Origin of the sequence: Pseudomonas sp. JDS28PS106, from assembly GCF_036706555.1 — a bacterium.
Lineage (GTDB): Bacteria > Pseudomonadota > Gammaproteobacteria > Pseudomonadales > Pseudomonadaceae > Aquipseudomonas.
The window spans coordinates 149,249-171,868 of the sequence record NZ_JBAJGT010000001.1; the positions used below are offsets into that span (position 1 = coordinate 149,249).

A 22,620-nucleotide genomic window follows, 5' to 3' on the forward strand; every position below is an offset into this window, starting at 1 on the left:
CGCACCCTTCTGGCCTCGCGAGAGGCCCGCGTCAGAACAAGGTAGAGTGAACGATGACATCGATTTCGGCCGCAACACTGGAGATGGATTTCGCGGGACGAGTGGCAGGCGTACGGGAAGAGATCGACCTGCGCCTGGCCGCCTTGCTGCCCGAAGCCGGCAACGAACGTGACCTGGTGGCGATCGCCATGCGCGACTGCACGCTGGCCCCCGGCAAACGGGTCAGGCCGATCCTGCTGATTCTGGCCGCCGAAGGTCTGGGCCACACCGGTCATCAGGCTGTGGACCTGGCCTGCGCGGTGGAGATGGTGCATGCCGCGTCGCTGGTACTGGACGATATGCCCTGCATGGACAATGCGCGACTGCGCCGGGGCCGGGAGACCGTGCATGTCCGATTCGGTGAGGACGTGGCGATACTGACCGCCGTGGCCTTGCTGAGCCGCGCATTCGGCCTCGTGGCGTCGATTCCCGAGCTGCGTCCCGAGGTGCGTACGCAGCTGGTGGAAATCCTTGCCAATACCGTGGGCATGAAGGGGCTGGTGCGCGGTCAGTTGCAGGATCTGCGCGAGGGCGCCCATGCCCGTTCCGCCGATGAGATCGCTCAGACTAACGAACTCAAGACCGGGGTACTGTTCGGCGCGGTGATGGACATGGCCTGGCTGGTCAGTGACGCGCCGGATGCGGTACGCCCTTCCCTGCAGGGATTCGCGGTGGAGTTGGGTCAGGCGTTCCAGCTGTTCGACGACTTGCAGGACCACTGCACCGACACTGCCAAGGATCAGGGCAAGGACGACGGCAAGTCCACGCTGGTGGCGCTCTACGGCAAGCACAAGGTGCGCGAGCGCCTGCATGCCCATCTGTCCAGCGCCGATCTGCATCTGCGCCACGCTTTTCAGGGCGAACAGTGCATCAACGGCTTCGTCGCCTCCATTTTCGCCAAGGCCGCATCGCTGGGCTGACGCGGCGCCTTGCTAGCGCGCCAGGGTCTGCAGCGCTCGCTGCAGAGTCGGCGCGTCTGTGTAGTGATGCTCGCGCACGACCGCGCCATTTTCCAGGTCGATCCACTGCACGCTTTCCCGGTCATCCCCGAAACGCGGCGCCACGCTGCCGGTCTGGTCGAGCATGATCCGGTATTTGGCCGAGCGCATCGCCGGCACCATGACCATTTTTGCCAGCGACGGCAGCTTTTCGATGTCTGCGACATACACCACGTTGCGTGCTTCCAGGTAACCCTCAGGCTGATCTTCCAGCGCTGCGTTGACCAGCTTGGCTGTCGACATGCTGCGCGCGATCAGCAGCACCCGGGCTTTGCTGTCGAAGGTGTAGGCACGCTCGAACTGATCGAGCAATGTCCAGGCAGGAACGGTGCGCGGGGTTTCGGCGGCCATTATCTGGGTCGAGAGCAGACAGGCCAGCAATGTAACGGGCAACTTCATGGATGAGCGCCTTGTGAGAGAGGGATTGGGTGGTTGCTTGGGCCGTGAGTAAAGCAGACAAGTTCCATCGTGGCAGCCGCCGAGGTGACGCGACCTGCACAAACGTTCTAGCATCCTGCCTTGCGACACGCGATAACGCCCTTTTTCAGCCCCGGACGCTTACCCATGCCGACAGCCCACTGGATCGATCTCGCCCAGGACCGGGACACCGGCATCGAGACCCTGCGCGCGCATTTCACCGGGCACGCCTACGACCCGCACTGGCATGACAGTTACCTGGTCGGTGTTACCGAACAAGGCGTCCAGCAGTTCACTTGTCGGCGACAGCGGCATGCCAGCACACCGGGGCACGTATTTCTGCTTGAACCGGGGGAGATTCACGACGGAGACTCCCCCACCGAGGACGGCTTTACTTACCGCATGCTTTACCTTGATCCAGGGTGGATCGCCGGCAATCTGTCGGGGCTCTTCGAGCATGCGCCCGATAGCGTCCAGCCGGGATTCGCCGACACGCTAAGCCGCGATCCGCGCCTGGCAAGCGCGATCTGGTTCGCGTATTCAGCGCTGCGTGAGGGCGAGCCACGCATGGTCCGGCAAGGCGCGCTGGACACCCTGCTCGAACGCTTGACCGACCAGCTCGCCTGGCGCGTCCGTCATACGCCTGACCCCCGCCTTCCCGTGGTCGCATTGAGAGCGCGCGAGTACCTGCAGGCGCACTACCGGGAAGACAACGGGCTACAAGAGCTTGCCCTGGCCTGCGGTGTCGACCGCTTCCGGTTGAGCCGGGCGTTCAAGTCCGCATTCGGACTCCCGCCCCACGCCTACCTCGTGCAACTGCGGCTTGCCCACGCGCGACGCCTGCTGGCCCAGGGCGGCTGGCCGGCCCAGGTCGCCATCGATGTCGGTTTCGCCGACCAGAGCCATCTGGGTCGCTGGTTCATGCGAGCCTATGGAATGACGCCCGCAGCCTACCGGAGACGCTGCACGGGCCTTCCAGACTGACACTGCCGTGAAGCGGAAAATGAGGCTTTCGAACTTTGGAGCTTCTTTCATGATGTCGTATCTGCTGTTTGCATTTGTGGCTTCGATCACGCCCGGCCCGACCAATATCCTGGTCCTGTCCAACAGTGCGCGCTATGGGCTTTATGCAAGTCTTCCGGTCGTACTCGGGGGCTGCATTGGCGCTTCAGGGCTGGTATTACTGGTGGGTATGGGTGTCGGTACCTCATTGATGGACAGGCCGATGGTTCGTCATGGCATGGCGCTGGCAGGTGTGCTCTGGCTCAGCTGGCTGGCGTGGAAGATCTGGCGCAGTTCCACGGCCTCGATCCAGCCCGGCGCGGATGAACGCCGGTTCGGATTCTGGAGCGCGGCCGGCTTGCAGGTGGTCAATCCCAAGACCTGGATGATGGCGCTGGCGGTCGTCAGCGTTTTCAGTCAGGGCGCGATCGCGCCTCTGGCGTTGGCTTTTCTGCTGGTGTCCCTGCCCTGCATGAGCTTCTGGGCGCTGCTGGGCGCCGGATCGGCGCGCTGGCTATCGTCCCCGGCGCGGATGCTGTGGTTCAACCGAAGCATGGCTCTGCTCCTGCTCGCTTCTGCATGGAGCGGCTTTCTTGCCGGCATGCCGGCCCCGGCAGGGTTCTGACTGCGCGCCTCACCGACCATCGAGAGCACGCAGTTAGAATATAGGGGTGGTATTTTGGCACCGAACACGAGATCAGCAGTGTCCGGCCTCGACTTCCGCAACCCGCAGCCAGTCCAGCGTGGCTTCAAAGCGGATCGGCGGGCTGAAGTAGTAGCCCTGCACCATGGTGCACCCCAGGGTTCTTAGCGAGTTCAATTCCTGCTCGGTTTCGACCCCTTCGATCACGCACCCCAGCTCCATATCCTGACTCAACGCCACCAGCGATTTGACGATCTTGTAGCTGGCCGGATTGGCATGCACGCCGGTGACGAAGCTGCGGTCGATCTTGAGCTTGGTCAGGGCCAGGGCATGCAGCTGGCTTAAGCTCGAATAGCCGGTCCCGAAATCGTCCAGCGATACGCCGCAACCCAGCTCGCGAAACTCACCGATTGCCCGTTGCACCTGCGCCAGGTCTTGTATGATGGCGGTTTCGGTAATCTCCAGGTCCAGCCGGCCTGCATCAAACCCGCTGCGCCGGATCACCTCGACGATGCGCTGCACGTTTTCCAGCGTCGCGCAGTCATGGGCGGAAAGGTTGAACGACAGCCTGACTGGCGCAGGCCAGGCCAGCGCATGGTTCAGCGCCTTGGCCAGCAGCGGCAGCGTCAGACGACTGATCATGCCGCTGCGCTCGGCAATCGGGATGAAGCGTACTGGCGACACTGGCCCCAGCTCGACGCTGTGCCAGCGAGCCAGGGCTTCGAAGGCCACCGTGCGTCTTGAGCAGGCGTCGATGATCGGCTGGAACAGCACGTAGAATTCGGCATCCAGGTCGGCACGACGCAGCGCTTGCTCGGTGAGCCCGTCGTTGAACAGCTGATCGCGATGCCCCAACGAAAACAGGCAGGTGCTTCCCGGGCTCTGGGCCTTGCCCTGATACAACGCGTAATCCGCGTATTCGAACAGCTGAGTGGCGCTTTCGGCCGTGGTCGGGAAGGTCGCGACGCCCAATGTAGCGCCGATCTGTATCGGCATGTCAGGCAACGCGAAACTTGCCCGCAACTGCTGGCACAGCTGATTGCCGAACGCCAACAGCGCTTCATCGGCAAGATCGCCCTTGATGACCAGGGCGAATTCGTCACCGCCCAGGCGCGCCACCAGCACGCTGTCATTGACAATGGTCTTGAGCCGCTCGCCGACCTGCATCAGTACTCGGTCGCCGACGCTATGACCGTAAAGATCGTTCACCGGCTTGAAGCCATCCAGATCCAGCACGCCCACCGCCAGCCCGGTGCGGTGCTCCACCGCCTCGCTCATGGCCTGCTCCAGGGTCTGGAAGAACTGCCGGCGATTGGGCAACCCGGTCAGGCTGTCCTGATTGGCAAGGCGCAGGTTTTCATTGCTCAGCCGCTCGGTTTGCGCCTGGGCGTTCACCAGCCGGGTGAAGTCCTGGTATTGGTGCTGAAGAATGATCAGCATGCCCGCCGAGACCAGCAGGATATTGACCGCCGTGGCGATGAAGGTCGGGTTATTGGTGGAGGCGAAAAAAATCACGAACACCAGGTTGACGACCACGGTGGTGGTCAACGCTGCGGGCCGCAAGTGCATCATGCAGAAAATGCAGACGATCACCGTGATCCCCATGAAGAATGCCACATGGGCCTGGGAATAAGGGTCGCCGTAGGGAAACAGCGCCAGCGACCAGGCGGTGAAGGCCGCCGCGATCACGCCGGACAGCCCGTTCGTACGTCGCAGCGTCGCCAGTATGACAGGTGCGGCCGGCAGTGACCGACCGGCGCGCAGCCACATTCGGGCACGGACCCCGCACCCCGCGGTCATCAGCGCGGGTATCAGCACGGTCAGCCACAGCGGCGCGCTGTGCCGGTGGGTAAAGGCCAGAATCCAGGTATTGACCAACAGTACGAAGTACATCAGCGGTAATTGCCGAGACAATGCTTTGTACTGCGCCTGGAGCAACCTCGGGTTGTCGCGGGGCACCGACATCAATGTCTCCAGTGCCCCCAGCAGGTTTTTCAGCATCGCAAAGCTTCTCTCTTGCCACAATCAGACAGCAGCAACTCATCAGGAAGGCCGGAACGCGCCCACTCCATGGCAGTATCTCGGCCGTCTGTGCGTTTTCTTGAACAATGGGCACGCCCCATTCGATTATGAGCGCACCGGCAAAAAATCGAACCCGCGGACTGACGACAGGTCTGCCTGATTGAGTCTTTACAAAGGAACCAGTCAGCATGTCCGGTAAACGTGGTCTTGTTTTGCTCGCTCGAGGCGGTTACGCCGCTCGCGGCGTGGTTTATCTCATCATCGGCATTTTCGCCTTGCTCGCCGCTCAAGGTGCCGGTCAGCCGGCGGACAGCCACAGCAGCCTCCAGGCCCTGCTCGCTCAGCCGTTTGGCAATGTGCTGGTGGGTATCGTGATCGTGGGCCTGCTGGCTTTCGCGGCGTGGCGGGTACTGCAGGCCACTCGCGACGTTGACCATCATGGCAAGGAGTTCAAAGGCCTGGTGATCCGCAGCGGCCTGCTTGCGGGCGCGGTGACCTACGCGCTGCTGGCTTTCTTCGCACTGGGTCTGCTGGTCAGCGGTCTCAAACGCTCTGGTGGGTCGGGCGACGGCCAGACCAATGACCTGCTCGCCCATTTGCTGTCCTGGGACCATTCCAATCTGCTGGTCTATCTGGTGGCGCTGGTGCCGCTGGGGCTGGGCATCGTGCATATCATCAAGGGCTGGAAAGCATCGTTCGAAAAGTATTTCGAAGCGGACGAGGATGTGATGCGCTATGTAACGCCCGTGTCGCGTTTCGGTCTGATCGCCCGCGGTGTCGCCTTCATCGAAATCGCCGCGCTGCTGGTGCTCAGCGGGTCGAGCTACCAGGCGATGCATCCGCCGGGCATGAAGGAAGCGCTCAACGGCCTCGAAGACCTTCCCGGTGGCGGCCTGATTCTGCTGGTGGTTGCCCTGGGCCTGATCGCATTCGCCGCCTACAGTTTTGCCGAAGCGGTATGGCGACGCATCAATATGGATGTCCCGGATGCACCGGACGCCCTGAAACGCCACTTGCGCTGAGCAGCCGCCTGCCCGCCCCGCGCGATTGCGGGTGGGCAGGCAGCGCGCCGCGCTGTCAGACGATCGCACTGACCACGCGCAGCGCCAGCCCCTCGTAAGCATCCAGAGTGATAGTGAATTCGCCCTGATCGGTCAAATCCCCTTCAACACGCTCATTAATGATATCCACCACGGGGCCCGGCGCGATGCCCGGCAGATGGAGCGTCTCGACCAGTGTTTCGTTGCTGAAGTTGAGCGCGGTGATCTGGGTGCCCTTGCCCGCCGGCAACTCATGAACCATCACCAGCAGCCCCGGATGCTGGACGTCAGGGATCAGGATCTGGCGACTGGCGGCAATGTCGTAGGCCCGGCGCACGGACAGGATCTTCTTGAGCTGCGAAGCGAACGAGTCCGGACGCTGCAATTGTTCGACCAGACTGCCGTAGAGCGCCTTGGGCCGCGGCATCCCGCCGGCGGACACCTCGGCATCGGGATCCAGGTCGACCAGGTCATAGGCCCCGCGATGGATCCAGCGGGTGTCCCCGTCCTGCATCAAGTGCTGCACCTGTTCGGCAGGCAACGTAAGCGCGCCGACCAGGTCCCAGCCAGACAAGGCGAACACGCCCGGCTGCATGGCATTGAACATGACCAGCAGCAAGTGCACATGCTGGATCTGTTTCACGTCAGCCTCGGTAATGGCGTCGAGATCGCGAATGCCGAGCGCGGCTGTGATGATGCTGGCGCTGGTGCACGAGACCCCGTTGGTCACGAACTTGAGGTTGTAAGGCGCGTGCTCGCCGGCCAGATGCTCGTACATTTCCTCACGGATATGCTCGCGCAGGATGTTCCCTGGGAACGTCTGACCCTGGTAGTGATAGGTGTCGTGGGCGTGCAGCGTCCAGAAGTGCACCAGCTCCAGGGTCAGTTCATCGTGGTTCTGCATCGCGTGGATCAGGGAAGCGGGATCGATACCGAAGGCATGCACTTGCCGCAGCATCAGGCGCAGGAACTCGGTGGTGCCGGTAACCAATGCGTGCTGGTATGCCGGACGGGTGATGAAGTCGTAGGACAGATCCGCGCCGCCATGGCCCATGGCCGCAATGTCGTCCAGCGTCAGATTGAGCTCCTGGAAACTGAACCCGCCGGCCTTGCGAATCGCCCCGCCGAGCAACTGGTTGCCGGTGATCGACAGCGGGTGGCTTTCCGACCACGCCGTACCCTCGGCCTTGCGTTCGACGCCGAGAAAGCCGTTGGCGTCCAGCCGCAGGACCCGAGCGCCCATGACGTCGATCGCGTGCAAGGCGTCGCCGATGATCATCTGCTGCGCGGCAAAGCTTGGGTCCAGCCAGTTCAGGGAAGGTTGACCTTCCTTGAAGTAGTGCAGGTACACCCAGCGCCGGGCCTTGCCGTCCACGCCTTGAACGACGGTCGTTGCGCTCCAGTCGGTTTCCTTGACGCCAGGCTCGAAAAAGATCACCCGCTGCAACTGGCCGACGATGTAGTGCTTGTCCTTGAGCTGATCGACCACTTCGGGCATCAGGTTCACCGAATCGCGTCCGGGCGGCACGTCCGGGAGCAGCGGCCAGTCTTCCTCGCGGATTTCGACCATGTGGTACAAACCGGGATAATCTTCGTACGCCAGCTCTGCGAGCCGGAAATCCGCGCCCTTTCCGGTATGGGACGGAATAACGTCGTCGATGACCACGGCGTTGTGCGCCGCCGCGATCCGCGACAGGTTCTGCAACTGCGCCTCGGTGCCCAGCTCCGGGTCGATGCCGAAGCTGATCCGGTCGAAGTTGCCGTCGACACTTGGCGTGCGATTGCGCCCCTGCAACCCGCCGGACAGCTTCAGCGGCCCATTGTGAATGCCCTGGATACCGATTTCCGAAAGCGCGTGCCACAGCTTTTCGTCACCCAGCGCTTCGAGCACCGTGCCGCCCTCGCGGGTGATGATCGAGGCGGGATACGCCGTGAACCATACCGAAGCAATGGCCGAGGCATCACGTGGCCGTGCCTGGGCGAAGGGCCGCTGCCAGAGCCTGCCCTGACCCGAATAGGTTTTCGAGCGCTGGCGCGCGGCATTGAGCATCGATTGTTCGACCAGCCAGTCTATATATTGCTTGTCCGGTATCGTCATACGTCCCTTCATCCTTCTGATCAGGTGGCGAGTCGTCGGCCCTGGCGGCGCTGCCGCCGCCGGGCGTTCGTGCTTATGGGTATGAGCCCGGCGAAGGAAAAACGTTGCATCGATCTACCGGCGTCCATGTCTGCCCCGCCGATCTGCTCAAAGCGACTGGACGGCCCTGAGCGGTGGCTTCTTCAAGGCTTGAATGACGACGCTGGCGGCGTTGGAGAGCAGCGAGGTCGGCCGCGCGATCACGCTGATCTGGCGTGGCACGTTAAACGGCAGCGGCACCTGCTCGATGTCTCTGAAATGTCCGGGGAGCAACGAAGCGGGCACGATCGACATGCAATGCCCCTTGCCTACCAGGTCCAGCAAGGTGTCGATGCAACTCAATTCGCCACGATGGCTGAAGCGCATCTGCGATGCGTGTAGCTGAACGTGCAAATGATCCAGGCCGGCATGGCGCCAGGCGACGTAACGCGTGGTCTGTGACAGCTCCCCCAGGCTGCGCGGCATTGCGCTGCGGCTTCGGGCCGTTACCAATGTGTAGTGATCGGACCAGCGATGGTGTTCGACGAACTGCCCGGCGCCAAGGCTGGCGGGCACTATGAGAATGTCGGCGGTCTCTCGCCGCAGCGCGTCCAGCGACGGAGAGGTGTCGCTGCCGTGCAGCACGCTCAGGTGAATGTCCGGGTAGGTTCGGGCGATGAAGTCCAGCGAGTTGCTCAGGCTGGTTTCACGAATGTGCGTGTAGTACTGCAGATTGACGCTGCCGCTGACCCCATTTTTTTTAGCTGTTCGAGGGTTGCGAGCATGCCGCCGAGGGTCTGGGCGATCACGGCCCCTTCCGGGGTCAGGGTGCAGCCGGTGCGACTGCGGATGAACAGGCGCTTCTCGAAGAAATCTTCCACTTCCTTGATGGCGTAGCTGATGTTGGACTGGCTGCAGCCCAGGACAGCCGCCGCCTCCGAGAACGAACCGTGCAGGGCGACGGTTTGCACGACTTTGAAAAAATGGGTTTTCATGTTTCCTGTACTCTGAACGGGCAATGGCCTGCGCGACCTGCCTGTGCAGACCGGGTGATGGGTGAAGGAAAGACAGGAACCCCCGCGAGCAGGCTGGCGTACGGTCGGCCGACCCGGAACTGGCGGGGGGAATGCAGAACGCTTGTGCAGCCGGAGACTCAGTCGTTTTCCGTCCAGTCGAAATCCAATTGCAGCGCAGTGCGCTCGGCCAAGGGTCGGCTGTGCATGCGCTCGACCATGTGCAGACACATGTCGATACCGGCTGAAATGCCCGCCGAGGTCACGAAGGCGCCTTCATCGACCCAGCGCAGGGTGCTCAACACGTCGATTGTGGGAAACATTTCCTTGAGGTCGTCGATGTCTTCCCAGTGGGTGGTGACCTGCTTGCCGTGCAACTTGCCGGTCTTGGCCAGCATGAAGGCGCCGGTGCAGACCGAGGCGACCACACGTCCCGGAACCGACTGCTCGCTGATCCAGCGGATCACCTCGGGCTTTTCCATTTCGGCGGTGACTACGCCGCCTGGCACGATCAGACAGTCCAGGGCCGGGTGATCGTCGAACGCGTAGTCGGGATCGACCTTGAGGCCAGCGCGAGCACGGACCGATGCCTTGGTGGCGCCGATGGTGAAAACGTTGAACAGAGGCTGCGCATCGCGGCTGGTGCGACCATGCATGCGGGTCGCGGTAGTGAACACTTCGTAGGGGCCGGCGAAGTCGAGCACTTCGACTTCGTCAAATACGTAGATACCGATATTGAGTGACACGAAAATGGCTCCCGGGGCTGATGGCAGGCCCTGCTGCAGATTGAAGTTGCACCGTGGTGACAGGCAGCAGATTACTGAGTAGGATCAGGCCGGACCACTGTCCGAAATGCCAATATTCGGTAACATCCCGCCATGAAAAACCACCTCGTCGTTGCCCTCATCTACAACCAGTTGTGTACCTTCGAATTCGGCTGCACGGTGGAAGTTTTCGCCCTCAAGCGCCCGGAGCTGGGCGTGAGCTGGTACGAGTTCGCGACCTGCGCGGTGGACGACGGGCCGATCACGGCGGCGGGCGGCATCACCATCGTGCCAACGCCCGGCGACGCGCTGCTGGAGAATGCCGATACCATCATCGTGCCGGGCTGGCGTGGCGTCGAATCGGCGGTGCCGCCGCGGCTCATCGAACAGCTGCAGGCGGCCCACGCCCGTGGCGCGCGGATCTGCTCGATCTGTACAGGGGCGTTCGTACTGGCCGCCGCCGGGCTGCTCGAGGGTCACAAGGTGACGACCCATTGGCGCTACACCGATCTGCTGGCGACCATGTATCCGGGGCTCATCATTCAGCCCAACGAGCTGTACGTCGATGAAGGCGACATCGTCACCGCCGCCGGTTCCGCCGCAGGCCTGGACATGATGTTGCATCTGGTGCGCAACGATCACGGCTCGCGGGTCGCCAATATGGTGGCCCAGCGCATGGTGATTCCGCCCCACCGCGAGGGCGGCCAGTCACAGTACGCCTCACGGCAACTGGTCGCGGCAGCAGACGGTCCGATTTCCAACCTGACGGACTGGGTCCGCAGCGACCTGCAACGACCGCACACGATTAAGGAAATGGCATCACGCGCGGCGCTCAGTACCCGCACCCTGCATCGCAGCTTCATGGAAAGCACCGGGCTGACCCCCTACGAGTGGCTGCTGGGCGAACGCGTGGCCTATGCCAAAGAGTTGCTGGAGTCCTCGAAGCTGCGCCTCAATGACGTCGTGGACCGCGCCGGTTTCGGTTCCGAAGAGTCGTTCCGGCGTCACTTTCGCAATATGGTCGGCGTCAGCCCGAGCACTTATCGCAAACAGTTCGCCCGCGCCTGAGGCCGGCTCATCACAACGTTTGTAGGAGCCAGCTTGCTGGCGATCAATCGCAAATGGAGCGGCATATCTGACATACCTTGTCATCGTTCATCGCCAGCAAGCTGGCTCCTACAGCACCTGTACCTGCCCTGCCCGCCGACCGGTCATAAGCTAATAAGCTTTCGGTATTTATCCATCGTTTTTTAGATCATTTAGTATCAAGCCCAGTCGCCTGCTGGCACTCGCTGACCTGTGAAGAGCGCGGTCGGGCTGGATCGTCACTGGCGCAACCTGCGCACTCAGAGCCTGCATGACCCGCTGGACTACAAAATTCACGAGCTGGGCGAATGGGCACTCAATCGCTCGCATCCCGTCCCCACTTTCTATTCATGAGGCTCAGACCATGCAGCTGTTGACCTTACCCCCCTCCCCGGCGCTTGCCACCTCGATCCGCGCGACGGCGCAAGTGTTCGAGGACCCCAAGTCCAAAGCGTTGCTGGCCCACCTGCATCAAGTCGCGCCCAGCGACGCCAGCGTCCTGATCATCGGCGAAACTGGCACCGGCAAGGAGCTGGTGGCCCGGCACATCCATAACCTGAGTGCGCGGCGCAACAAGCCCTTCGTGGCCGTCAACTGCGGCGCGTTTTCCGAATCGCTGGTGGAAGCCGAGCTGTTCGGCCATGAAAAAGGCGCCTTCACCGGAGCGCTCGCCGCCAAGGCCGGCTGGTTCGAGGAAGCCAATGGCGGCACGCTGTTTCTCGATGAGATCGGCGACCTGCCGATTCCGATCCAGGTCAAGCTGCTGCGCGTTTTGCAGGAACGCGAGGTGGTGCGTCTCGGCTCGCGCAAGAGCATTCCGATCGATGTCCGGGTACTGGCCGCGACCAACGTGCAGCTGGAGAAAGCCATCAATGCCGGGCATTTCCGCGAGGATCTGTACTACCGGCTCGATGTGGTGAGCCTGGAACTGCTGCCGCTGCGCGACCGTCCCGGCGATATCCTGCCGCTGACACGGCATTTCATCGACTTGTATTGCAAGCGTCTGGGCTACGGCGCCATCACCTTGTCGCCCGACGCTGAGCACAAGCTTCGCCACTACAGTTGGCCGGGCAATATCCGCGAGCTGGAGAACGTCATTCATCACACCCTGCTGATTTGCCGCGACGGCGTAATCCAGCGCGACGATCTGCGTCTGTCGAACATGCGCATCGAGCGTCAGGACGATTCGCCCACGGTGGACGAATCCGCCGAGGCTGCGCTGGACCGTCTGTTTCAGCGCCTGTTCGAAGAGCAGGCCGGCGCGTTGCACGATACGGTTCAGGACCTGCTGTTGCGCTCGGCCTACCGTTTCAGCCATTACAACCAGGTGCACACCGCCAATCTGCTGGGCCTGAGCCGCAACGTCACCCGCGCGCGGCTGATCAAGATGGGCGAACTGGCCGTCAACAAGCGCCGGCGTGGCGACGCGACCCAGGACGAGCGGGTCCTCAAACTGTCGATCTGACTTTGGACGCCGCTGCCGGTCTGGCAGCGGCGATGCTCTGTCTAGAACAGTCCGGACGTCGGCGGCGGCGTGCCTTTCAGCTGCCAGGCGCCGACCGCGGCGGCCTTCCAGTCTCGCGGGTTGTGGTTGGCAACGGTGCGCGCATTGCGCCAGTGGCGATCCAGATTGTGTCCGCGCCCGGTGGTGGATGCGCCGCCCACATCGAACACTCTCTCGGACGCTTTCAATGCCGATTCGGCGGCGATGTATTGTGCCTGGGCCACTTCGATGGCTGCCTGATCCACGGCCGCTGGGTCCAGACCCGATGCCCAGGCGCGGTCGATGGCGTCAGCGGCACTGAGCACCACGGCCTGCGCGGTGTAGGCCCGCGCCGAGATCTCTCCGACGCTTAGTTCTACATAAGGATCATCCACCGAGCGCGTGGCGCTGCTGTGTTTGATCGGCCGGGCATGTTCGCGGGCGAAGCACACCGCGTCGTTCAAGGCATTACGGGCGATCCCCGCCTGCACCGCGGCGAGGAACAGTTGCAGAAAGGGGGTGACGATGGTCCGCTTGCCCTCTTCCACGGTCCGGGTGCGTATTTCGTTGGCGTACACCTTGACGTCGTTGAGCCGAGTGGTGCCGCTGGCCGTGAGGCGCTGGCCCATGGCGTCGAAATCGTCCAGCAGTTCCAGCCCCTCCCGGCCGCGCGGCACCACGAAGGACACCGGCTGATCGTCCTTGTCCAGCGCCACGGCACTGACCCAGTCGGCGTACAGCGAGCCGGTGCTGTAGAACTTGCTGCCGGTGGCGCGATAATGCTCGCCCTCGGCGACGATACGCGCACTGATCGCGCCGTTCGCTCCGCCGACCTCCCAGCCGGCATTGCCCAGCACCGCGCCTTGCAGATAGCGCTCGAACCAGCGCAGACGCTCCTGTTCGGCGCCCTCGGCCGTCGACGCCAGCAAGCCCTCGACGAAGCCATAACCGGGGCGCAAGGCCTGGGCGACATTGGAGTCCACCGAGGCGATGCGGATCAGCAGCCCGATCACGTCGCGAACCGAGCCACCGGGGCCGCCGTAGCGCACCGGAATGCGCACGGTATACAGCAACGCGTCGGCGATCTGGCGTACTGCGTCGAACGGCAGCTGGCGCTCACGTTCGCGGGTCGCCGAGCCTGTGCCGATCTCGGGCAGGAGCCGTTCGGCACGGGTCAGCAGGGTTTCGACGCTAAGAGCTGAGGCAGGCGCCGAAGAGTGCGAAGAAGGCTTCAGGACAGTTGATTGGGTCATGCGTCGGTTCCCGTATCAGAAGGCAATGTTCCAGAGTCGGGAGTCATCGAACAGACCGGCCAGGCAAGACCATTGGCGGAAAACACAACGTAGGCAGAGGTACTGCGCAGCTTGACGAACATTGATGAGGCTCCCGAACACTCACGAAAAGAAATGGAGCCTCTACTCGTATAGTCGCGCTCGGTAGTGACAGAGCATCTATCGTGCCAGCCCGGCGGTGCCTGTTTTCAGGGCCGAAACGGCTGCCCGATGCCGGCGATTCTCAGCAAGTTGCGGTTCAAGTGTTCGTGGGGCAACAGTTTCGCCCGATTTTGATATCTCTTATCGCCAGCAAGCTGGCTCCTACAGGGGAAGGCGTAGGAGCCAGCTTGCTGGCGATACTCAACAGAGCATCAGACTTATGGCTGAAGGGCGATTATCCAACATATCCACGCCCTATCAACGAACAACTTATCCAGAGCGGAACCGATGCATAAGGCAAGCATATCAGAGCACAAAACCTAATTGCAACTAGGTTTTTCGAGCATCAATAAAATTGCGGTTATCCGCGATTTTTCGCTATACATAACTGGCTTACAGCCACGTACTGGTGTTTTTACGCTTCTTGAGCACAGACAAAGCAATTAGTTGTTTATTTTCAAGTTGTCTCGACAATCAAATAACCCCTCACTCCAGAAAACCCATAAACTTCTGCCCGGATATTTTCCGAGGCACTGAACTTTTCGGCTCAACGCCACACTTAGTCACCGGCTCTGTCAGATCAGAGCATCTGATATGCCGTGAAACTCCATTTCCATACTTATCGAGAATTGATCGATGACTAGACCCATGCTGTCTGTTTTCAGCGCGATGGTTCTCTGCGCCAGCACTTTTACCGTGATGGCCGCGGACTCCGACTCTGCACAGGCCTCCTCCGACCAGCAGACCCGCCTCCAGATCGACGCCAAGCGCGAGCAGATCACCGGCGCCGACAAGGTCGAGCTGCCTGCGGCGAAAACCTCTTCCGCGCTGCTCGACGCGCCGATGGCGACTGACGACGCGCCTGACCAGACCCAGGAGGAGCAGCCATGAGCGCCCTGAAACACACCTTGAGCCTGAGCCTGCTGGCCTTGAGCGTTTCCCAGGCTAGCCTGGTGCTGGCAGCGGGTCCTGTAAGCGGCAATGAAGTCGAAGCCCGGGTCAGCTCGACCCTGGACAACATGAATATCTCCGAGAAGATCAATTTCATCCGCGTCGATGACGGCCGGATGATTCCGCGTCTGGCCAAATGGGGCATGGAAGGCACAGTCGCCTACGACTCCTCGATGGGCGTGCACGTCAACAACGCAACATTCGGCGCCCAGTACCCGTCGCAGTCCGCGCTGGCGGCGACCTGGAGCATCAACCGCGCCAAGGAATTCGGCCTGGCGATCGGCTATGAAACACGCATTTCCGGCGGTCAGCAGATGCTCTCCCCCGGCATGAATATGTACCGCACGCCGCTCAACGGTCGCAGCGCCGAACACGTCAGCGGCGAGGATCCATTCCTGGGCGCGGTGCTTGGGCCGGCCATCGTCAACGGCATCCAGGCCCAGGGCATTCAGGCCGGCAGCAAGCATTACCTGGCCAACGAGCAGGAAGCCAACCGCCACTATCTGAACGTGATCGCCGATCAGCGCACCCTGCGCGAGCTATACCTGCCGGGCTTCGAGTCGCTGGTCAAGAACAGCAACATCGCGTCGATCATGTGCGGCTACAACAAGATCAACGGCGACTACGCCTGCGAAAACCATCATCTGCTGACCGACATCCTCAAGGGCGAATGGGGCTTCCAGGGCTTCGTGATCAGTGACTTCAACTCGGTCACCGACGCGTTCAAAGGCGCTTGGGCCGGCACTGACATCGACATGCCGTCCGGCCTGCAATTCACCGAAGCCAAGCTGCTGCCGTACCTGTGGAGCGGTCAGCTGACCCAGAACGTCATCGACGACAAGGTCAAACGCAACCTGCGCGGTCTGGTCAGCTACGGTTTCGACAAGAGCATCAACAAGGCCCAGACCCTGGAGCATCCGGAATACGGTCAGCGCGCCTCGCTGAACATGGCGCGTGAATCCATCGTCCTGCTGCGCAACGAGAAGACTTCCAGCGGCAAGCCGCTGCTGCCTCTGGCGCGCGACGCCAAGATCGCCGTGATCGGCAATCTGGCCTACGACGTGCCGGCCTCGCCGTTCGGTACCGCCAGCTCCGAGCCCACCACCTATGTCACCGAGCTGAGCGGTCTGCAGCAACTGGCGTCTTCGAGCAGTAACGTCGAATTCATCAAGGAAATGTCGCTCAATCCGAAGACGTCGGTCTGGTATCAGCCGGCCAGCGGCCAGAACGGCATTCACAACAGCGGCGTGAAGGCCGAGTACTTCTCTAACACCGAGCTGTCCGGTGATCCGGCCCTGACCCGCGTCGAACCGGGCGTGAACCTGAACTGGACCACCAGCACCAACATCACCGACGGTGGCACCACGACCGTTTCGGGTTTCAACCCGGCAGCGGGCGCGTTCTCTGCGCGCTTCACTTCCACGATCAAACCAACCATCAGCGGCGAGCAGATCTTCAAGGTACGCGCGGACGGCCCTTACAAGCTGTGGGTCAACGATGAACTGGTGCTGGAAAGCGACGGCAAGTCGCCGTCCACCGACCTGGTCAAGGCAGTCGCCCATTCCGGCAAGACCGCTCGCCTCCAGGCGGGCAAGGAATACAGCGTCAAGCTCGAATACCGTCGTCTGGAAGGCTCCTTCATCCCGACCCTGGGCGGCCTGACCGGCGTGCAGATGAGCTGGGCGTCGCTGCGTCCGCCGAAGGATCTCTCCAAGTACGATGCCGTGGTCATGGCCACCGGCATGACCGCCGAATACGAAGGCGAAGCCAGCGACCGCAGCAACGATCTGCCTGAGTATCAGGCCGAGCAGGTCACCTGGGCGACCAAGGCCAACCCCAACACCATCGTGCTGATGCACAGCGGTGGCGGTCTGAACATGCAGCCGTGGGCCAACAAGGTCGGCGCCAGCCTGCAGACGTGGTTCGCCGGTCAGCAAGGCGGCCAGGCCATCGCCGAGATCCTGTTCGGCAAGGTCAACCCGTCAGGCAAGCTGCCGATCACTCTGGACAAGAAGTTCGAAGACAACCCGACCTACGCGTCCTATAACGATCCGTCCTTGTACGTCGGCGACAACGCGCTGACCGAGATGACCTACAGCGAGGGCCTGTATCTGGGTTATCGCGGTTACGACAAGAAACACGCCAAGCCGCTGTATCCGTTCGGCTACGGAATGTCCTACACCACCTATGAGTACAGCGACCTGAAGCTGTCGACCAATGTGATGACGCCGGGCACCACCATCAAGGCTTCGTTCAAGGTCACCAACACCGGCGACAAGGCAGGCTACGAAACGGCGCAGCTGTACGTGCGTCCGATCAAGCCGGCGGTGGATCGCCCGGAGAAAGAGCTCAAGGGCTTCACCAAGGTCTGGCTCAAGCCGGGCGAAAGCAAGACGGTCACCATCCCGCTTGATTCACGCTCGCTGGCCTACTACGTCGACAACACCGCCAGCTGGGATGTCGATGCCGGCAAGTTCCGCATCCTGGTAGGTCCGGACTCGGAAAACCTGCCGCTGGATCGCACGCTGGTGACCCTGTACCCGGAGAAACTGACCACCCGCGACAGCAACCCGCTGCCTAAACCGCTGCAGAAGGCTGTGCAAGTCAGCGACTCCCAGGCTTACTAAGCCCACCAAGCGCCCGGCTCAGGAATGAGCCGGGCGTATCGCCAGATCCTTCCCCAAACGATGCAGATAACGGTCGAAGACCCGCATGACGTCCACCGTCTTCGGGCTTCTCAGCCACTGGATCTGCAGGCCGTCCATCACTGAAAACAGTTCCTGCGCCAGCAGCGCCACCTCGACATCCGCGCGAATCTGCCCCTGCTCGATCAACATATTCAAGTGGGCCTGCGCATGGCGATGGGTCGCGTCGAACCGGTCTTTGTACCACTCCCACGCGGGATGGGACTTGGCGAGACTTTCGGTATTCATCACCATCGACGCCTGACATTCGGCGGCGTCTTCGATGCTGAACTTCATGCTCTCCCGGGCAAATCGCAGAAAGCCCTCCAGCGTCGGCTCCATCACCAATTGCTCGAAGCGCGAGACCACCCGCTGGTCCCGCCGCTCAAGCAGCGCTGTCAGCAACGCGACCTTATTGGGGAAGTGATGCAGCAGGCCGACGGTGGTGATCCCGGCGATCTGCGCCACATCCCTCATCGACGCGCTGGAATAGCCGTCGCGGGCGAACACCTGGGTCGCCGCGTCCAGCAGCGCGGCTCTGCGCATCTCGCCCTTGGGCGCCTTGCGCCGCTTGGTCGCCGGCGTCTGCGTGTCGCTTTCTGGTCCATCGAGAGGCATAAATCGTCCATTCACCCTGTCGTTCGAATCATTGGAAAGTTGCGGTGCCGCACGGGCGCTGGAAGAAGCGCCGCGCCGCCAAGGATGCGGCAAGGGTCGACGCCATGGCAATCAGAGCGTTGCCGGCGAGCATCCCCAGCACCGCCCCGCCGCTGCCGAACCAGTGCGCTCCTGCCCAGATAAAAGGGATGGCGCCCACGGTCACCCGCAGCCAGGCGAATAGCGTCAGCAGCCACGGACGGCCCAGGGTGACGAATACCGCCTGACTCACGAAGTCCAGGCTGATCAGCGCCCACAACAGCCCGCCGTACTGGCAAAACATCCGCAGCAGCGCCAGGCCGGCTCCATCGAGATGATAGTACGCGGCGAGCGCGGGTTGTGCGCAGGCGATCATCGCCCAGGCCAAGAGACCGTAGCCCAGCGCCAGCCTACGGGTGAAAGACACCGCCGCCAGGCTTCGCCCTGCCAGCCCGGCGCCCACGTTCTGTCCAAGCACCGGCGCCAGGGCGCCCGGAATGGCGAAGAACACGCAATAAGCGAACTGGGTGATGCGGTCGACGACGGTCATGGCCGCCAGCGCCTCGACGCCGAACGACGCCACCGAGGCCATCAGATAAGCGATGGCGACCGGTGTCGCGAGGCTGGCGATCACCGCCGGCAGTCCGATGCGCAGCGTTTCCGCCCAGTGAGCGCGGATCGATCGGACATCCGGCGCCCAGCGCAGGCCGACCTTGTCGCGCACCCAGTAGACACCCAGCGTGGCCGATACTATCGCCGAAAGTGCATAGGCCAGTCCCGCGCCCCGCAATTGGAGATCTAGGACAAAAATCAGCAACGGATCGGCAATCGCCAGGGTCGCCGCGCCCGAGAGCATGACCCATAACGCCCGACTGCTATGTCCGGCAGCGCGCAGAATCTGCGCCGCCATTTGCATCGCAGCCTGCAGGACGGTGGCTGGAAGCGCCAGCAGGATAAAATCACGGGCCGCCTGTGCCGTGTCCTGATCGGCGCCGAGCACATGCATAAGCGGTGCTGAAAACACCAGTTGCAACGCGGCGGCGACTGCCGACACCACGGTGACCAGCAACAACAGACTGAAGGTCCGCCCGGCGATCGCGCCGTTGCCGTGCCGACCGATATGCCGCGACAGCACCGAAGTGCCGGCGATGATCAGTCCCGATACCAGCGCGGTATTGCTGAACACCAGCACCTTGGCGATGCCCACCGCCGCCAGCAGCACCGGGGCGTGCAGCATGGCGACGTAGACCAGGGTCAGGATGTCCACGAGAAACACCGCGAACAGGCTGACGGCGCTGGTACTGATCATGACCGTCACATGTCGCGCCACTGCCCCTTCGGTAAACCTTGCGCCCAACTGCCTCACCTCTGACGACCGACCGTGCGTGGAACACGGCCCGCCCGGAAAAGCGCGGCAGTCTACCTGCACGGGCACGCACTCGCCATGCCTTTGCGCCCGCTGAGCCCCTGTCGCGACGTCCGGACTCGAAGGGTCGGTCGCGCCTGAAAGGCTTTTGATGGAAAATAGCGCGCATCACGCGGCTGCCCGCGTCATCCCGCACCTGCCCGCCCGGGCCAAAAACGGAACCCGTAATGATCCCTCGCCACTTTCGCAACGCCACGCCTGACGATACCGCCCGCTGCTTCCAGATTGAGATCAGCGCCTACGAAGGTGACGAAGCCGCCACCGAGCAGAAAATCGCGACGCGCATCGCGCAGTACCCGCAGGGCTTTCTGATTCTGGAGGTCGAGGGTCGCATCATTGGCTTCATCAACGCTGGTTGCGCCCACGAGGTGGTGATGTCCGATGAAGCCTTCAAGGAACTGATTGGCCATGATCCAGAGGCGCCGAATGTGGTGATCATGTCGGTGGTGGTCGATCCGGCGCACCAGGGCCAGGGCCATGCCGGCGCGCTGATGACAGAGTTTGTCGAGCGCATGAAACGCATGGGCAAGCGCAGCATTTCTTTGATGTGCAAGGAGCGTCATGTGCCGCTGTACACCCGGATGGGCTATCGCTACGTCAGGCCTTCGGCCTCCGACCATGGCGGGATGGCGTGGCATGAGATGGTGATGGAACTGTAAGAGGAATTTTCTCCCCTCGTCAGGCTCATTACTGGACCGACCATCACAGCAGCGAGCCGCGCTGCGGGAGATTGCAATGACCACCAGGTTCAAGACGGGCGATGCCGTACGCTGGAATTCCGAGGCGGGCGAGATCCACGGCAAGGTCACCAAGGTGCACACCAAGGACGTGGAATTCATGGGCAAGCATCGTCCTGCCTCCAAGGACGAACCGCAATACGAGGTCAAAAGCGACAAGACCGGGCATCTGGCTATGCACAAGGAAGGCGCGTTGCATAAAGGATGATTTGCTGCCGCTGCGCGGCAGATCGCCAGCAAGCTGGCTCCTACGCCCAATCTGTAGGAGCCAGCTTGCTGGCGATGGAAACAACGCGGTTCATCTTAAAACCGCTTTGCCTGTTTTACTGCCGCAAAGCGGCAGATCGCGGATGAATCCGCTCCTACGCAGAGGCAAGATCCATAGGCGATGGGCGTTCAGCCTTACACCAGCGAACTTCTTCTCTTCAGATCGACGTTCAGGATGAAGTCGTTCTCCGAATAGTCGACCGGGCAGTCCACCACGTGCACGCCTGGGGTGCTCAGGCAACGTTCCAGCAGCGGCAGGAACTCTTCGGCGCTTTCCACGCGATGGCCTTGCGCGCCGTAGCTCTGGGCGTACTGCACGAAATCCGGGTTGCCGTAGTCCAGGCCGAAGTCGGTGAAGCCCATGTTCGACTGTTTCCAGCGGATCATGCCGTAGCCGTCGTCACGCAGGATCACCACGGTCAGGTTCATCTTCAGGCGAACCGCGGTTTCCAGCTCCTGGCTGTTCATCATGAAGCCACCGTCACCGCACACCGCGATCACCGGACGGTCCGGGTACACCAGGTGCGAGGCCATGGCCGATGGCAGGCCGGCGCCCATGGTCGCCAGGGCGTTGTCCAGCAGAACGGTGTTGGGCTTGTGCGCCTTGTAGTTACGGGCGAACCAGATTTTGTAGATGCCGTTGTCCAGCGCCACGATGCCTTCGGACGGCAATGCGCGACGGATGTCGGCGACCAGACGCTGCGGGTAGACCGGGAAGCGGTTGTCGTCGGCGCCTTCGACGATCTGCGCTTCGTTGGCTTCGCGAATGGTCAGCAGACGGGTGAAGTCCCAGTGCGCCGGATTCTCGGTCAGCGCTTCGCCGATCTGCCAGACGGCGTTGGCGATGTCGCCGATCACTTCGACCTGCGGGAAGTACACCGGATCGACTTCGGCGGAGCGGAAGTTGATATGGATGACTTCAGTGCCGCCACGCACCATGAAGAACGGCGGCTTCTCGATCACGTCGTGGCCGATGTTGACGATCAGGTCCGCGGCTTCGACGGCGCGGTGCACGAAGTCGCCGGCCGACAGCGCGGCGTTGCCCAGGAAACGCGGGTGACGCTCGTCGACCACGCCCTTGCCCATCTGGGTGGTGACGAACGGGATGCCGGTCTTGTCGATCAGCTGCTTGAGAACCTTGGCGGTCATCTTGCGGTTGGCGCCGGCGCCGATCACCAGGATCGGGCTGCGGGCATTGCGGATCTTGTCGACGGCGGCCTGGATCGCCTTGTGCTCGGCCAGCGGACGACGGCTCAGGCTCGGGGTGATCGGCAGGCTGTCGGTCTGCTCGGCGGCGATGTCTTCGGGCAGTTCCAGGTGCACGGCGCCCGGCTTTTCTTCTTCGGCCAGACGGAAGGCCTCACGCACGCGCGACGGGATGTTGTCTGCCGACGCCAGCTGATGGGTGTACTTGGTCAGCGGCTGCATCATGCCGACCACGTCCAGGATCTGGAAACGGCCCTGCTTGGATTTCTTGATCGGCTTCTGGCCGGTAATCATCAGCATCGGCATGCCGCCCAGGTAGGCGTAGGCGCCGGCGGTCACCAGGTTGGTCGCGCCAGGACCCAGGGTCGACAGGCTGACGCCGGTCTTGCCGGTCAGGCGGCCATAGGTGGCGGCCATGAAACCCGCGGACTGCTCGTGACGGGTCAGTACCAGCTTGATCTGCGACTTGCGCAGCGATTCCAGAAGATCGAGGTTTTCCTCGCCGGGGATGCCGAACACATACTCGACCCCTTCGTTCTCCAGGCACTGCACAACGACATCGGCGGCCTTGGCCATCTTTGTTTCTCCTATCGGGCTAGATGTGTTTTCGAAACGTCATGAACCGGGCCACGTTTAAGGCCCGTTCACATCGCTTGA

At 62.2% G+C, this 22,620-nt stretch carries 20 protein-coding genes and 1 pseudogene; 11 read left to right on the forward strand and 10 right to left on the reverse strand.

Features of this window, described 5'->3' with window-relative positions; genetic code table 11:
• Nucleotides 1–53 precede the first annotated feature (53 nt).
• Nucleotides 54–959, forward strand: a complete 906-nt coding sequence (locus TRP66_RS00625) for a polyprenyl synthetase family protein (RefSeq protein WP_333399384.1) — start codon at nt 54–56, stop codon at nt 957–959.
• A 12-nt stretch (nt 960–971) separates the two neighbouring features.
• On the opposite strand, the gene TRP66_RS00630 is transcribed toward TRP66_RS00625, so the two are convergent.
• Complete coding sequence (locus TRP66_RS00630) at nt 972–1,436, reverse strand: hypothetical protein (protein ID WP_333399385.1); 465 nt, start codon at nt 1,434–1,436, stop codon at nt 972–974.
• A gap of 165 nt (nt 1,437–1,601) precedes the next feature.
• On the opposite strand from TRP66_RS00630, the gene TRP66_RS00635 reads away from it, so the two are divergent.
• Nucleotides 1,602–2,438 (forward strand): AraC family transcriptional regulator, encoded by an 837-nt coding sequence (locus tag TRP66_RS00635; RefSeq protein WP_333399386.1) that lies wholly within the window; start codon nt 1,602–1,604, stop codon nt 2,436–2,438.
• Nucleotides 2,439–2,487: 49 nt separating this feature from the next.
• A complete protein-coding gene (locus tag TRP66_RS00640) occupies nt 2,488–3,081 on the forward strand; it encodes a LysE family translocator (RefSeq protein ID WP_333399387.1) in 594 nt (197 codons plus the stop codon).
• A 72-nt stretch (nt 3,082–3,153) separates the two neighbouring features.
• Here TRP66_RS00640 and TRP66_RS00645 read toward each other — a convergent pair whose 3' ends face one another.
• Entirely contained in the window at nt 3,154–5,100 is a 1,947-nt protein-coding gene (locus tag TRP66_RS00645; RefSeq protein ID WP_333399388.1) for a putative bifunctional diguanylate cyclase/phosphodiesterase, read from the reverse strand.
• Between the two features lie 209 nt (nt 5,101–5,309).
• Between TRP66_RS00645 and TRP66_RS00650 the strand changes: the two genes are divergently transcribed.
• Nucleotides 5,310–6,143 (forward strand): DUF1206 domain-containing protein, encoded by an 834-nt coding sequence (locus TRP66_RS00650; RefSeq protein ID WP_333399389.1) that lies wholly within the window; start codon nt 5,310–5,312, stop codon nt 6,141–6,143.
• A 55-nt stretch (nt 6,144–6,198) separates the two neighbouring features.
• On the opposite strand, the gene treS is transcribed toward TRP66_RS00650, so the two are convergent.
• From treS to TRP66_RS00670, 4 genes are all read right to left on the reverse strand, one after another.
• Nucleotides 6,199–8,259: a maltose alpha-D-glucosyltransferase gene (gene treS / locus TRP66_RS00655; RefSeq protein ID WP_333399390.1), complete on the reverse strand. Its 2,061-nt coding sequence runs from the start codon at nt 8,257–8,259 to the stop codon at nt 6,199–6,201.
• A 147-nt stretch (nt 8,260–8,406) separates the two neighbouring features.
• Complete coding sequence (locus tag TRP66_RS00660; RefSeq protein WP_333399875.1) at nt 8,407–8,976, reverse strand: LysR substrate-binding domain-containing protein; 570 nt, start codon at nt 8,974–8,976, stop codon at nt 8,407–8,409.
• Nucleotides 8,973–9,272 (reverse strand): LysR family transcriptional regulator, encoded by a 300-nt coding sequence (locus TRP66_RS00665; RefSeq protein ID WP_333399391.1) that lies wholly within the window; start codon nt 9,270–9,272, stop codon nt 8,973–8,975. Before TRP66_RS00665 ends, TRP66_RS00660 begins: the two co-directional genes overlap by 4 nt.
• A 158-nt stretch (nt 9,273–9,430) precedes the next feature.
• Nucleotides 9,431–10,036 (reverse strand): DJ-1/PfpI family protein, encoded by a 606-nt coding sequence (locus tag TRP66_RS00670; protein WP_333399392.1) that lies wholly within the window; start codon nt 10,034–10,036, stop codon nt 9,431–9,433.
• A 132-nt stretch (nt 10,037–10,168) separates the two neighbouring features.
• Between TRP66_RS00670 and ftrA the strand changes: the two genes are divergently transcribed.
• The 3 genes and pseudogenes from ftrA (at nt 10,169) to TRP66_RS00685 (ending at nt 12,605) form a co-directional block, all read left to right on the forward strand.
• The gene (gene ftrA, locus TRP66_RS00675; protein WP_333399393.1) at nt 10,169–11,122 is read left to right on the forward strand and encodes a transcriptional regulator FtrA; all 954 of its coding nucleotides are present in this window, start codon (nt 10,169–10,171) and stop codon (nt 11,120–11,122) included.
• 237 nt (nt 11,123–11,359) lie between these two features.
• Nucleotides 11,360–11,494: pseudogene (locus TRP66_RS00680) on the forward strand (acyl-CoA dehydrogenase family protein); the annotation flags it as partial.
• A 10-nt stretch (nt 11,495–11,504) separates the two neighbouring features.
• Complete coding sequence (locus tag TRP66_RS00685) at nt 11,505–12,605, forward strand: sigma-54 interaction domain-containing protein (RefSeq protein ID WP_333399394.1); 1,101 nt, start codon at nt 11,505–11,507, stop codon at nt 12,603–12,605.
• A gap of 41 nt (nt 12,606–12,646) precedes the next feature.
• Here TRP66_RS00685 and TRP66_RS00690 read toward each other — a convergent pair whose 3' ends face one another.
• Entirely contained in the window at nt 12,647–13,876 is a 1,230-nt protein-coding gene (locus TRP66_RS00690; RefSeq protein ID WP_333399395.1) for an acyl-CoA dehydrogenase family protein, read from the reverse strand.
• Between the two features lie 828 nt (nt 13,877–14,704).
• Here TRP66_RS00690 and TRP66_RS00695 point away from each other — a divergent pair.
• Together TRP66_RS00695 and TRP66_RS00700 are read left to right on the forward strand one after the other, a co-directional pair.
• Nucleotides 14,705–14,947, forward strand: a complete 243-nt coding sequence (locus TRP66_RS00695) for a hypothetical protein (RefSeq protein ID WP_333399396.1) — start codon at nt 14,705–14,707, stop codon at nt 14,945–14,947.
• Entirely contained in the window at nt 14,944–17,634 is a 2,691-nt protein-coding gene (locus tag TRP66_RS00700; RefSeq protein WP_333399397.1) for a beta-glucosidase, read from the forward strand. The genes TRP66_RS00695 and TRP66_RS00700 overlap by 4 nt, the downstream gene beginning before the upstream one ends.
• A gap of 18 nt (nt 17,635–17,652) precedes the next feature.
• On the opposite strand, the gene TRP66_RS00705 is transcribed toward TRP66_RS00700, so the two are convergent.
• Together TRP66_RS00705 and TRP66_RS00710 are read right to left on the reverse strand one after the other, a co-directional pair.
• Nucleotides 17,653–18,237 carry a TetR/AcrR family transcriptional regulator gene (locus tag TRP66_RS00705; protein ID WP_442965154.1) on the reverse strand — a complete coding sequence of 195 codons (585 nt, stop codon included), beginning with the start codon at nt 18,235–18,237 and terminating at the stop codon, nt 17,653–17,655.
• 100 nt (nt 18,238–18,337) lie between these two features.
• On the reverse strand, nt 18,338–19,693 hold the full coding sequence (locus TRP66_RS00710; RefSeq protein WP_333399399.1) for an MATE family efflux transporter: 1,356 nt from the start codon (nt 19,691–19,693) through the stop codon (nt 18,338–18,340).
• A 227-nt stretch (nt 19,694–19,920) separates the two neighbouring features.
• Between TRP66_RS00710 and TRP66_RS00715 the strand changes: the two genes are divergently transcribed.
• Nucleotides 19,921–20,412, forward strand: coding sequence for a GNAT family N-acetyltransferase (locus tag TRP66_RS00715; protein ID WP_333399400.1), 492 nt, complete (start codon nt 19,921–19,923; stop codon nt 20,410–20,412).
• A gap of 76 nt (nt 20,413–20,488) precedes the next feature.
• Nucleotides 20,489–20,698, forward strand: a complete 210-nt coding sequence (locus TRP66_RS00720) for a DUF2945 domain-containing protein (protein WP_333399401.1) — start codon at nt 20,489–20,491, stop codon at nt 20,696–20,698.
• Between the two features lie 194 nt (nt 20,699–20,892).
• Here TRP66_RS00720 and TRP66_RS00725 read toward each other — a convergent pair whose 3' ends face one another.
• The gene (locus TRP66_RS00725; RefSeq protein WP_333399402.1) at nt 20,893–22,539 is read right to left on the reverse strand and encodes an acetolactate synthase large subunit; all 1,647 of its coding nucleotides are present in this window, start codon (nt 22,537–22,539) and stop codon (nt 20,893–20,895) included.
• Nucleotides 22,540–22,620: the final 81 nt, after the last annotated feature.